At 69.3% G+C, this 12323-nt stretch carries 9 protein-coding genes; 8 read left to right on the plus strand and 1 reads right to left on the minus strand.

Annotated features, from left to right (window positions below; all coding sequences use genetic code 11):
• The first annotated feature begins 411 nt into the window (after nucleotides 1-411).
• The 3 genes from exaC to aldA all read left to right on the plus strand — a co-directional run bounded on the left by exaC (nucleotide 412) and on the right by aldA (nucleotide 6237).
• Complete coding sequence (exaC, locus tag ACTWJ5_RS13495; RefSeq protein ID WP_043271910.1) at nucleotides 412-1932, plus strand: acetaldehyde dehydrogenase ExaC; 1521 nt, start codon at nucleotides 412-414, stop codon at nucleotides 1930-1932.
• Nucleotides 1933-2590: 658 nt separating this feature from the next.
• Nucleotides 2591-4777: a PQQ-dependent dehydrogenase, methanol/ethanol family gene (locus ACTWJ5_RS13500; RefSeq protein WP_444438996.1), complete on the plus strand. Its 2187-nt coding sequence runs from the start codon at nucleotides 2591-2593 to the stop codon at nucleotides 4775-4777.
• A gap of 23 nt (nucleotides 4778-4800) precedes the next feature.
• The gene (gene aldA, locus ACTWJ5_RS13505) at nucleotides 4801-6237 is read left to right on the plus strand and encodes an aldehyde dehydrogenase (RefSeq protein WP_444438997.1); all 1437 of its coding nucleotides are present in this window, start codon (nucleotides 4801-4803) and stop codon (nucleotides 6235-6237) included.
• 592 nt (nucleotides 6238-6829) lie between these two features.
• Here the strand turns inward: aldA and ACTWJ5_RS13510 are convergent.
• Nucleotides 6830-8743, minus strand: a complete 1914-nt coding sequence (locus tag ACTWJ5_RS13510; protein ID WP_444438998.1) for a sigma-54-dependent Fis family transcriptional regulator — start codon at nucleotides 8741-8743, stop codon at nucleotides 6830-6832.
• Between the two features lie 391 nt (nucleotides 8744-9134).
• On the opposite strand from ACTWJ5_RS13510, the gene pqqA reads away from it, so the two are divergent.
• The 5 genes from pqqA to pqqE are packed head-to-tail and all read left to right on the plus strand — an operon-like array spanning nucleotide 9135 to nucleotide 12322.
• Entirely contained in the window at nucleotides 9135-9206 is a 72-nt protein-coding gene (gene pqqA, locus ACTWJ5_RS13515; RefSeq protein WP_003106462.1) for a pyrroloquinoline quinone precursor peptide PqqA, read from the plus strand.
• Between the two features lie 47 nt (nucleotides 9207-9253).
• The gene (gene pqqB / locus ACTWJ5_RS13520; RefSeq protein WP_116423925.1) at nucleotides 9254-10168 is read left to right on the plus strand and encodes a pyrroloquinoline quinone biosynthesis protein PqqB; all 915 of its coding nucleotides are present in this window, start codon (nucleotides 9254-9256) and stop codon (nucleotides 10166-10168) included.
• Between the two features lie 12 nt (nucleotides 10169-10180).
• On the plus strand, nucleotides 10181-10927 hold the full coding sequence (gene pqqC / locus ACTWJ5_RS13525; protein WP_064582816.1) for a pyrroloquinoline-quinone synthase PqqC: 747 nt from the start codon (nucleotides 10181-10183) through the stop codon (nucleotides 10925-10927).
• Nucleotides 10927-11205 carry a pyrroloquinoline quinone biosynthesis peptide chaperone PqqD gene (gene pqqD / locus ACTWJ5_RS13530; RefSeq protein ID WP_009622916.1) on the plus strand — a complete coding sequence of 93 codons (279 nt, stop codon included), beginning with the start codon at nucleotides 10927-10929 and terminating at the stop codon, nucleotides 11203-11205. Before pqqC ends, pqqD begins: the two co-directional genes overlap by 1 nt.
• On the plus strand, nucleotides 11177-12322 hold the full coding sequence (gene pqqE / locus ACTWJ5_RS13535) for a pyrroloquinoline quinone biosynthesis protein PqqE (protein ID WP_249919733.1): 1146 nt from the start codon (nucleotides 11177-11179) through the stop codon (nucleotides 12320-12322). Before pqqD ends, pqqE begins: the two co-directional genes overlap by 29 nt.
• Nucleotide 12323 lies beyond the last annotated feature (1 nt).

Genomic DNA, 12323 nt, shown 5'->3' on the forward strand with positions numbered 1-12323 from the left:
CGAGCTTGCTCGCGAACGGTGTCTCCCGGCGGCTGTGGTGCAAGCACGGACGCCGTTCCCTCTCCCTAACCCTCTCCCTGAAGGGAGAGGGGACCGTTCGGCGTGCGCTGATGCTTCGGCGTTAGCCGGCTTGCACCGAGTGGCCGGCTGACACCAAGTCCTCTCTCGGCACGGACAAGCCCCCTCTCCCTTCAGGGAGAGGGCTGGGGAGAGGGGGCGAGATTCGAGCCTGCACTGGAATCGCCGGCAGACTCCATTCGCAAGCAAGCTCGCCCCCACGAACACCCCCCTCTACTACCAAATAACTACCCCCCCACGCCCATGGGCGCATTCCTGGCCGGCGCGGGCGCTGCCTAAGATCGCCGCAAGGCCCGGGCTTGGTGCGCCGGGACGCCACAGGAGAGCTTCGCCATGATCTACGCCCCACCCGGAACCCCCGGTGCCGTCGTCACCCTCAAGCCGCGCTACGGCAACTACATCGGCGGTGAGTTCGTACCGCCCGTGCTAGGTCAGTACTTCACCAACACTTCCCCGGTGAACGGCCAGCCGATCGCCGAATTCCCCCGTTCCACCGCCGAGGACGTGGAGCGCGCGCTGGACGCCGCCCACGCCGCCGCCGATGCCTGGGGCCGCACTTCGGTGCAGGAGCGCTCGCGGGTCCTGCTGAAGATCGCCGACCGCATCGAGCAGCACCTGGAACAACTGGCCGTGGCCGAGACCTGGGACAACGGCAAGGCCGTGCGCGAGACGCTGAACGCCGACGTGCCCCTGGCCGCCGACCACTTCCGCTACTTCGCCGGCTGCATCCGCGCCCAGGAAGGCGGCGCCGCCGAGATCAACGACAGCACCGTGGCCTATCACATCCACGAACCGCTGGGCGTGGTCGGGCAGATCATCCCGTGGAACTTCCCGCTGCTGATGGCCGCCTGGAAACTGGCCCCGGCCCTGGCCGCCGGCAACTGTGTGGTGCTCAAGCCGGCCGAGCAGACGCCGCTGTCGATCATGCTGCTGGCCGAGATCGTCAACGACCTGCTGCCGCCGGGCGTGCTGAACATCGTCCAGGGCTTCGGCAAGGAAGCGGGGCAGGCGCTGGCCACCAGCAAGCGCATCGCCAAGATCGCCTTCACCGGCTCCACCCCGGTGGGCGCGCACATCCTCCACTGCGCGGCGGAGAACATCATCCCGTCCACCGTGGAGCTGGGCGGCAAGAGCCCGAACATCTTCTTCGACGACATCATGCGCGCCGAGCCGAGCTTCATCGAGAAGGCCGCCGAGGGCCTGGTGCTGGCCTTCTTCAACCAGGGCGAGGTGTGCACCTGCCCGTCGCGGGCGCTGGTGCAGGAGTCGATCTTCGAGCCGTTCATGGCCGAGGTGCAGAAGAAGATCGCCCAGATCAAGCGCGGCAACCCGCTGGACACCGAGACCATGGTCGGCGCCCAGGCCTCGCAGCAGCAGTACGAGAAGATCCTGTCGTACCTCGACATCGCCCAGAACGAGGGCGCCCAGCTGCTGGCCGGCGGCCAGAGCGAGCGGCTGTCCGGCGACCTCGCCAGCGGCTACTACATCCAGCCCACGCTGCTGAAGGGCCACAACGGCATGCGCGTGTTCCAGGAGGAAATCTTCGGCCCGGTGGTGGGCGTCACCACCTTCAAGGACGAGGCCGAGGCCCTGGCGATTGCCAACGACACCGAGTTCGGCCTGGGCGCCGGCGTCTGGACCCGCGACATCAACCGCGCCTGGCGCATGGGCCGCGGCATCAAGGCCGGCCGCGTGTGGACCAACTGCTACCACCTGTACCCGGCGCACGCCGCGTTCGGTGGCTACAAGAAGTCCGGCGTCGGCCGCGAGACGCACAAGATGATGCTCGACCACTACCAGCAGACCAAGAACCTGCTGGTGAGCTACGACGTCAACCCGCTGGGGTTCTTCTGAGGTAGACCGGCCGCCCGCGCGCCCGTCCCCATTCGGGGCGCGGGCTGGTTCCGACAAGCGTGTTCAACACCCGCGCCCGGCGCTCCACCGGGCCACTTTTTTTCGATGCGCCCGAGCGTGGGCGACCCGTGCGCCCCTCCCACTTCCGGGCGCGGCGGGGCTGTCGAGCGCGGCTTTGGCCGCGTTTTTTGTTTTTGGGGGGAGGGGCTGCCGGTGATCACTGTGTCTTGGCGTGGCTCCGCTCCCTCTCCCCAGCCCTCTCCCTGAAGGGAGAGGGGGCCAGTCCGTGCCGAGAGTAGTGATGGTTTCAGCCGGCCACTCGGTGCAAGCCGGCTAACGCGGAAATATCAGCGCACGCCGAACGGTCCCCTCTCCCTTCAGGGAGAGGGTTAGGGAGAGGGAACGGCATCAACACTTGCACCCCAGCAACCGGGAGGCACCAGCCGCAAAAAACCGTCCCACCCCCGCAACACCTGCCCCATCCACCCGCAACACCTGTAGCGCCCCACCAAGCTCCAGCCACCACCACCGATCCCCCCGAAACCCCCGCCATTCCTGCCTCGCAGCCATTCCCCCGCCCCTTGGCACAGCCATTGCTCAAGCCCTCTCCAAGCCACGGCGTCCGATCCGTGGCACCAACAAGAATCGGAGACCCTCCATGAGCTCGACCGGCCTCACCTTGCCTGACGCCCACCCGCATCCCACCTCGCGCCTGCGCCGTAGCGCACTCGCCGCCGCGCTGCTGGCCGGCCTCTGCTCACCCCTGCATGCCGCCGATGCCCCGGCCGATGTCGATGGCGCGCGCATCGCCGCCGCCGACCAGGAGCCGGGCAACTGGATGAGCACCGGGCGCACCTACGACGAGCAGCGCTACAGCCCGCTCAAGCAGATCGACCAGGGCAACGTCGACAAGCTCGGCCTGGCCTGGAGCTACAAGCTGGACATCGACCGCGGCGTGGAGGCCACGCCCATCGTGGTCGACGGGGTGATGTACACCACCGGGCCGTTCTCCATCGTCTACGCGCTGGACGCGCGCAACGGCAAGCTGCTGTGGAAGTACGACCCGCAGTCCGACCGCAGCCGCGCCGGCGAGGCCTGCTGCGACGCGGTGAACCGCGGCGTGGCGGTGTGGAAGGGCAAGGTCTACGTCGGCGTGCTGGACGGCCGCCTGGAGGCCATCGACGCCAGGACCGGCAAGCGCGTGTGGAGCGTCGACACCCGCACCGACCCCTCGCGCAGCATCACCATCACCGGCGCGCCGCGCATCGTGAAGGGCAAGGTGATCATCGGCAACGGCGGCGCCGAGTTCGGCGTGCGCGGCTACATCACCGCCTACGACGCCGAGACCGGCAAGCAGGACTGGCGCTTCTTCACCGTGCCCGGCGACCCCAAGCAGGCGCCGGAGAACAAGGCCATGGAGATCGCCAGCAAGACCTGGTTCGGCGACAAGTACCCCGAGCAGGGCGGTGGCGGCACCGTGTGGGACTCCATGTCCTACGACCCCGAGCTGAACCTGCTGTACATCGGCGTGGGCAACGCCTCCTCGTGGAACCCGCGCATCCGCAGCGAGGGCAAGGGCGACAACCTGTTCCTCTCGTCCATCGTCGCCATCAACCCGGACAACGGCGAGTACGTCTGGCACTACCAGACCACCCCAGGCGACGCCTGGGACTTCACCGCCACCGCGCACATCATGCTGGCCGACCTGCCCATCGACGGGAAGGTGCGCAAGGTGCTGATGCAGTCGCCGAAGAACGGCTTCTTCTACGTCATCGACCGCGCCACCGGCGAGCTGCTCTCGGCGAAGAACATCATCCCGGTGAACTGGGCCAAGGGCATCGACATGAAGACCGGCCGGCCCATCGTCGACGACAAGGCCGCGGCCTACTGGAAGGACCCCGAGCGCAAGGCGCTGCTGATCCAGCCGGCGTTCTGGGGCGCCCACGACTGGCAGCCGATGTCCTACAACCCGGCCACCGGCCTGGTGTACATCCCGGCGCACATCATGTCGGCCTACTACCAGGACGTGGAGGGCGCGCCGCCGCGCTCGAAGTTCAAGAGCATCTACCAGCTGGACGTCAACACCGGGATGATGCCCGAGGACCCGGAGGGCCTGCGCAAGGTCGCCGACAGCTGGTCCGGCAAGCTGATCGCCTGGGACCCGCTCAAGCAGAAGGCCGCCTGGGAAGTGCCCTACAGCACCATCTTCAACGGCGGCACCCTGAGCACCGCCGGCAACCTGGTGTTCGAGGGCACCGCCGACGGCCGCGTGGTGGCCTACGCCGCCGACAGCGGGAAGAAGCTCTGGGAATCGCCGGCCAACACCGGGGTGATGGCCGCGCCGGTGACCTACGAAGTGGACGGCGAGCAGTACGTGACCTTCATGGCCGGCTGGGGCGGCGCCTTCTCCACCTTCGCCGGCGCCCTGTCGCTGCGCGCCGGGGTCAAGCCCAACGCCCAGGTGCTGACCTACAAGCTCGGCGGCAGCGCCAGGCTGCCCGAGGCCAAGTACAAGTGGGCCGGACGCAAGCCCGAGCCGCCGAAGCTGACCGGCACCACCGCGCAGATCGACCAGGGCCGTGAGCTGTTCAACGCCAGCTGCTCGCAGTGCCACGGCATCAACGCCATCAGCGGCGGCGTACTGCCCGACCTGCGCACCCTCAGCGCCGAGAACCACCAGCGCTTCCTCGGCATCGTCTACGGCGGGCGCATCCCCGACGGCATGCCGTCGTTCCAGGGCCACCTCGACCTGCAGCAGGCCGAGGCGGTGCACCAGTACCTGATCAAGCGCGCCTACGACCTCCAGGAACAGCTGGCCGCCGCGCAGAAGACCGCCGGCAAGTGATCGACCCCCACAGGAGAACCCCGATGACCGACGTCACGACCTACCAGCACTACATCGACAACCGCTTCGTCGCCGGCGAGGCGCTGATCGAGGTGCGCAACCCGGCCAACGGCGAGCTGCTGGCGCGCATCCCCGAGGCCAGCGCCGGGCAGGTGGACGCCGCCCTGGGCGCGGCGCGCATGGCCCAGAAGGGCTGGGCGGCCAAACCCGCCATCGAGCGCGCCGGCTACCTGCGGCGCATCGCCGGGAAGGTCCGCGCCAACGCCGAGCGCCTGACGCGCATCATCACCGCCGAGCAGGGCAAGGTGCCGGCGCTGGCCGAGGTGGAAGTGGCCTTCACCGCCGACTACCTGGACTACATGGCCGAGTGGGCGCGGCGCCTGGAAGGCGAGGTGCTGACCAGCGACCGTGCCGGCGAGCACATCTTCCTGCTGCGCAAGCCGCTGGGCGTGGTGGCCGGCATCCTGCCGTGGAACTTCCCGTTCTTCCTCATCGCGCGGAAGATGGCGCCGGCGCTGCTGACCGGCAACACCATCGTCGTCAAGCCCAGCGAGGAAACCCCGATCAACTGCTTCGAGTTCGCCGCCCTGGTGGCCGAGACCGACCTGCCGCGCGGCGTGTTCAACGTGGTCGGCGGCACCGGCGGCGGGGCCGGGCAGGCGCTGACCGGCCACGCCGGGGTGGACCTGATCAGCTTCACCGGCTCGGTGGCCACCGGCTCGCGGATCATGGCCGCGGCGGCGCCGAACATCACCAAGCTGAACCTGGAGCTGGGCGGCAAGGCGCCAGCCATCGTCCTGGCCGACGCCGACCTGGACCTGGCGGTGAACGCCATCAAGGCCTCGCGGGTGATCAACAGCGGGCAGGTGTGCAACTGCGCCGAGCGCGTGTACGTGCAGCGCCGGGTGGCCGACGCCTTCATCGAGAAGATCGCCGCCGCCATGGCCGCCACCCGCTATGGCGACCCGGGCACCCAGGCCGACCTGGACATGGGCCCGCTGATCAACCAGGCCGGCCTGGACAAGGTCGCGCAGATGGTCCGCACGGCCCAGGGGCAGGGCGCCCAGGTGATCACCGGCGGCGCCGTGGCCGACCTCGGCCGTGGCTTCCACTACCAGCCCACGGTGCTGGCCGGCTGCTCGGGCGAGATGGAGATCATGCGCAAGGAAATCTTCGGCCCGGTGCTGCCGATCCAGGTGGTGGATGACCTCGACGAGGCCATCGCACTGGCCAACGCCAGCGAGTACGGCCTGACCTCGTCCATCTACACCCGCGACCTGGGCGCCGCGCTCAAGGCCAGCCGCGAGCTGGACTTCGGCGAGACGTACATCAACCGCGAGAACTTCGAGGCCATGCAGGGCTTCCACGCCGGCACGCGCAAGTCCGGCATCGGCGGCGCCGACGGCAAGCACGGGCTGTACGAGTACACGCACACCCACGTGGTGTACGTACAGGAATAGGTGCCTCCTTGGGCGGTGCGTGCTTGCCAGGCGCGCGCCGCTCCTTTTTCCCTGCGCCGAGTTGCTCTTCGTAGGAGCGAGCTTGCTCGCGAACAAACGCGGTGCCATGCGGTTCGCGAGCAAGCTCGCTCCTACAAAAAAACGCCGCCAGTCGGTGATGTAGGAAACGGGCCATGCCCGCGAGAGCCTGAGCGCAGAGTCGTGGCGATGGGTATCGCTTCGCTCAACCCATCCTACGGGGCTGCGCCGAGCTGCTCTTCGTAGGAGCGAGCTTGCTCGCGAACAAACGCGGTGCGATGCGGTTCGCGAGCAAGCTCGCTCCTACAAAAATCGCCGCCAGCCGGTGATGTGGGAAGCGGGCCATGCCCGTGACAGCCTGAGCGCAGAGTCGTGGCGATGGGTATCGCTTCGCTCAACCCATCCTACGGGACTGCGCCGAGGTGCTCTTCGTAGGAGCGAGCTTGCTCGCGAACAAACATGGTGCCATGCGGTTCGCGAGCAAGCTCGCTCCTACAAAAAATCGCCGCCAGCCGGTGATGTGGGAAACGGGCCATGCCCGCGGGCAAAGCGGACGCAGGGAAAAGGGATGCGCTCAATACAACGCGTTGGGCTGGACGATGCCGTGCTTCTTCATCTTCCGATACAGGGTCGAGCGGGCCACGCCGAAGTGCTCGGCCACCGCGCTGATGTTCCACTGCCGCTCGCGCAGCGCGGCCAGCAGGTGGCTCGCCTCGGTGTCGTCCAGGCGTGCGGCCAGGGCGCCGCTGGGCGTGGCCGCGACGGGGGCCGGCTGATGCAGTTCGGCGGGCAGGCAGTCGAGGTCGATGACGCCGTCCTCGGCCAGGGCCGCGGCGTAGCGCAGGCAGTTGAGCAACTGGCGGATGTTGCCCGGCCAGGGCTGCGCGCGCAGGCGTTCGCGCGCTTCAGGCGCCAGGCGCAGCGCGGGGTTGATGGCGGCCAGCAGCTGCTCGACCAGCACCTCGCGGTCGCTGCGCTCGCGCAGGGCCGGCAGTTGCAGTGTCATGCCGGCCAGGCGGTAGAACAGGTCCTCGCGGAAGCCGCGGGCCTGGATCATCGCGGCCAGGTCCTGGTGCGTCGCCGAGACCACCTGCACGTCCAGCGCCACCGGCGTCTCGGCGCCCAGCGGGAGGATCTCGCGCTCGGCCAGCACGCGCAGCAGGCGCGTCTGCAGGTGCGCCGGCATGTCACCGATCTCGTCGAGGAACAGGGTGCCGCCGTTGGCCAGCTCCAGCTTGCCCTTCATGCCTTTCTTGCTGGCGCCGGTGAAGCTGCCGCCGCGGTAGCCGAACAGCTCGCTCTCGATCAGGCTCTCGGGGATGGCCGCGCAGTTCAGCGCCACGAAGGGCCCGGCGCGGCGCGTGCTGGCCTGGTGGATGGCGCGGGCGAAGGCCTCCTTGCCGGTGCCGGTCTCGCCGTTGAGCAGGATGGCGATGCCCTTGTCCAGCACCTTGCGCAGGCGCCGCACGCCCTCCTGCAGGCGCGGGTCGGCGCCGGCCAGGCGCGCCAGGTCCGGGTGCTCGCCGGCCTTGGCCGGCGCCGGCGGGGCGCTGCGCCGCGGCAGGCCGGCGGGCATGCGCAGGCCGACCTCCACCGCCGCCTCGTCGCCCAGGGTGCGCAGGCGCACGGCGCGGGCGCCGCCCTGGCTCAGGGCCAGCAACTGGTCGAGGTCGCTGGCCAGCAGTTGCTCGATGCGGCTGCCCAGCAGTTCGCCGGGGCTGGCGGCGAAGGCGGCGTGGTTGGCGCCGATCACCCGGCCGCGCTCGTCCAGGGCCAGCAGCTGCTCGGCGGCCAGGTCGGCTACCTCGTCGCGGGCCTTCACCGAGAGCGTCAGGCGGTCGCGGTAGCGCTGGCGGAAGGCGGCGTTCTCGATCAGCCGGGCATAGAGGATGACCAACTGCAGGGTGAGGTACTGCGCCTCCTTGGGCCCGCCACTGTTCAGGCAGGTGGCGTTGAGGCAGCCGCGCAGGTTGTGCTGGGCGTCGTAGATCGGCGCCACCGAGCAGCTCAGGCGGAAGTTGCTGACAAGGAAGTGTTCCTGGCGATGGATGGTCAGCGGCGCGGCGGCGGCCAGGGCGGTGCCGATGCCGTTGGTGCCGGCCACCGACTCGTCCCAGCGCGCGCCGACGATCAGCCCGGCCTGGGTATAGCGGTCGCGCTGCGCCGGCAGGCGGGCGTCGAGGGTGACGCCCTGCTCGTCGCTGAGCAGCACGGCGAAGCCGGCCGGGGTGACGCGCCGGGCCAGGCCGCTGACGCCCTGGCCGGCGATGGCCAGATATTCCTCGTGCTGGGCCTGGTGCTCGCGGATTTCGCCGGCGGTGAGGATGTGTTTCTCGGCGCTGGCGCGCGGGTCCAGGTGGTGCTGCACCACGCTGCGGTACCAGGAGCGGGCGATGGCGTCCTCCGGTTGCAGGTCGCGCTCGCCGAAGTGGTCGGCGATGAAGCTGGCGAGGTCGTTCGGGCAGTTGTCCAGGGCATGCTCGTTCATGGGTACTACTCCCGGGCGCCGTCAGCCGTGCTGCGGCGCTTTGTTGTTGTCAGGTGCCGTTCGGCGGGGCTTGCCGGGCGAACGGACCGGCGCAGGCAGGCAAGTCTAGTCAGGCGAGCGCCGAACGGCGAGGAACCGAGCAAGGCCTGTGCCGTCTGTGCAAACAAGGGGCGCCCCGCGCGGCGCCAGGGTTCAGCGCGCCGCGCGAGGGCGGCGCCGGGAACGGTTGTCGCGCCCCGCGCGACACCTGTAGCGGGCGGGCGCGACAGCTGTCGCACCCTCCCTACCAAATCAGGGGGAAAACTCCTTCGAAAGTATCATTCGGAGGGCTCCCCCCTGGTGTTTAACTCGACCTGCCGGAATCGCCGGCCAACAAGAAGAGGACAGACCCATGTGGACCAAGCCTAGCTTCACCGACCTGCGCCTTGGCTTCGAAGTGACCCTGTACTTCGCCAACCGCTGATCCACCCGGCCCCGGTCTTCCGGGGCCCCTGCCCACGGGGCACTGTCATGCACATCCGTATTCTCGGTTCGGCCGCCGGTGGCGGCTTCCCGCAGTGGAACTGCAACTGCCGCAACTGCCACGGCGTGCGCAGCGGCCAGGTGCTGGCGCAGCCGCGCACCCAGTCGTCCATCGCCCTGTCCGACGACGGCGAGCGCTGGATTCTCTGCAACGCCTCGCCCGACATCCGCGCCCAGCTCGCTGCCTTCCCGGCCCTGCAGCCGGCGCGCAAGGTGCGCGACACGGCCATCGCCGGCATCCTCCTGCTGGACAGCCAGATCGACCATTGCACCGGCCTGCTCAGCCTGCGCGAGGGCTGCCCGCACGACGTCTGGTGCACGCAGATGGTCCACCAGGACCTGACCAGCGGCTTCCCGCTGTTCAACATGCTGCAGCACTGGAACGGTGGCCTGCGCCACCACCTGATCGAACTGGACGGCGCGCCCTTCACCGTGCCCGCCTGCCCGAACCTGCGCTTCACCGCCATCCCGCTGCGCAGTGCCGCGCCGCCGTATTCGCCGCACCGCCACGACCCGCACCCGGGCGACAACATCGGCCTGTTCGTCGAGGACCTGGGCAGCGGCGGCAAGCTGTTCTACGCCCCCGGCCTGGGCCAGGTGGACGAGGCGCTGCTGGGCTGGATGCGCCGCGCCGACTGCCTGCTGGTGGACGGCACCCTGTGGCGCGACGACGAAATGCGCCGCTGCGAAGTGGGCGACAAGCTCGGCAGCGAGATGGGCCACCTGGCCCAGAGCGGCCCCGGCGGCATGCTCGACGTGCTGGACGGCGTGCCCGGGCCGCGCAAGGTGCTCATCCACATCAACAACACCAACCCCATCCTCGACCCGGCCTCGCCCGAACGCGCCGAACTGGACGCCCGTGGCGTCGAAGTGGCCTGGGACGGCATGGCCATCCACCTGTAGAGGGAGCGCGCGATGAACGCCGCCATGAGCCCCGCCGAATTCGAGCAGGCGCTGCGCGCCAAGGGCGCCTGCTATCACATCCACCACCCGTTCCATGTGGCCATGTACGAGGGCCGCTGCACCCGCGAGCAGATCCAGGGCTGGGTGGCCAACCGCTTCTACTACCAGTTGAACATCCCGCTGAAGGACGCCGCCATCCTCGCCAACTGCCCGGACCGCGACACCCGCCGCGAGTGGGTGCAGCGCATCCTCGACCACGACGGCCGCCCCGGCGAGCCCGGCGGCATCGAGGCCTGGCTGCGCCTGGCCGAGGCGGTGGGGCTGGACCGCGAGCAGGTGCTGTCGCAGGAGCTGGTGCTGCCCGGCGTGCGCTTCGCCGTGGACGCCTACGTCAACTTCGCCCGCCGCGCCAGCTGGCAGGAAGCGGCCAGCAGCTCGCTGACCGAACTCTTCGCCCCGCAGATCCACCAGTCGCGGCTGGACGCCTGGCCGCAGCACTACCCCTGGATAGACGCGGCCGGCTACGACTACTTCCGCAGCCGCCTGTCCCAGGCCCGCCGCGACGTCGAGCACGGCCTGCGCATCACCCTGGAGCACTACCGCACCCGCGAGGCCCAGGCGCGCATGCTGGATATCCTGCAGTTCAAGCTCGACGTGCTCTGGAGCATGCTCGACGCCATGAGCATGGCCTACGAGCTGGGCCGCCCGCCGTACCACACGGTGACCCGCGAGCGCATCTGGCACAGGGGGCTGCTGTGATGAGCCTGCCCGCGCTGGACAGCGTGCCGCGCATCCGCCGCGGCTTCCGCCTGCAATTCGAACCGGCCCAGGGCTGCCACGTGCTGCTCTACCCCGAAGGCATGGTCAAGCTCAACGACAGCGCCGGGGAAATCCTCCAGCGCATCGATGGCCAGCGCGACGTGGCGGCCATCATCGCCGAGCTGAGCAAGAGCTTCCCCGGCGTGCCGGGCATCGACGAAGACATCCTGGCGTTCCTCGAGGTGGCCCATGCGCAATTCTGGATCGAGCTGCACTGAAGGCGCCGGCCCGCCGCTGTGGCTGTTGGCCGAGCTGACCTACCGTTGCCCTTTGCAGTGCCCGTACTGCTCCAACCCGCTGGACTTCGCCAAGCAGGGCGGTGAGCTGAGCACCGCCGAGTGGATCGAGGTGTTCCGCCAGGCCCGCGAGCTGGGCGCCGCGCAGCTGGGCTTTTCCGGCGGCGAGCCGCTGCTGCGCCAGGACCTCGCCGAGCTGATCGGCGCGGCCCGCGGGCTGGGCTTCTACACCAACCTGATCACCTCCGGCATCGGCCTGAGCGAGGCGCGCCTGGCGCAGTTCGCCGAAGCCGGGCTGGACCACATCCAGATCAGCTTCCAGGCCGCCGACGAGGAGGTGAACAACCTGCTCGCCGGCTCGCGCAAGGCCTTCGCCCAGAAGCTGGCCATGGCCCGCGCGGTGAAGGCCCACGGCTACCCGATGGTGCTCAACTTCGTCACCCACCGGCACAACATCGACAACATCGGGCGGATCATCGAGCTGTGCATAGAGCTTGAGGCCGACTTCGTCGAACTCGCCACCTGCCAGTTCTACGGCTGGGCCGAGCTCAACCGCGCCGGCCTGCTGCCGACCCGCGCGCAACTGCAGCGCGCCGAGCGCATCACCAACGAATACCGCGAACGCCTGGCCGCCGAAGGCAACCCCTGCAAGCTGATCTTCGTCACCCCGGACTACTACGAGGAACGCCCCAAGGCCTGCATGGGCGGCTGGGCCAGCGTGTTCCTCGACGTCACCCCCGACGGCACCGCGCTGCCGTGCCATAGCGCGCGGCAACTGCCGGTGCAGTTCCCCAACGTGCGCGAGCACAGCCTCAAACACATCTGGTACGAATCCTTCGGCTTCAACCGCTACCGCGGCGACGCCTGGATGCCCGAGCCGTGCCGCTCCTGTTCGGAGAAGGAGCGCGACCACGGCGGCTGCCGCTGCCAGGCCTACATGCTCACCGGCGACGCCGACGCCACCGACCCGGTGTGCGCCAAGTCGGCCCACCACGGGAAGATTCTCGACGCCCGGCGCCAGGCCGAGGAAGCGCCGCTGGGCCTGGACCAGCTGACCTGGCGCAACCAGCGCGCCTCGCAACTGATCTGCAAGGCCTGAG

This window comes from Pseudomonas sp. A6, from assembly GCF_052367875.1.
GTDB lineage: Bacteria > Pseudomonadota > Gammaproteobacteria > Pseudomonadales > Pseudomonadaceae > Pseudomonas > Pseudomonas citronellolis.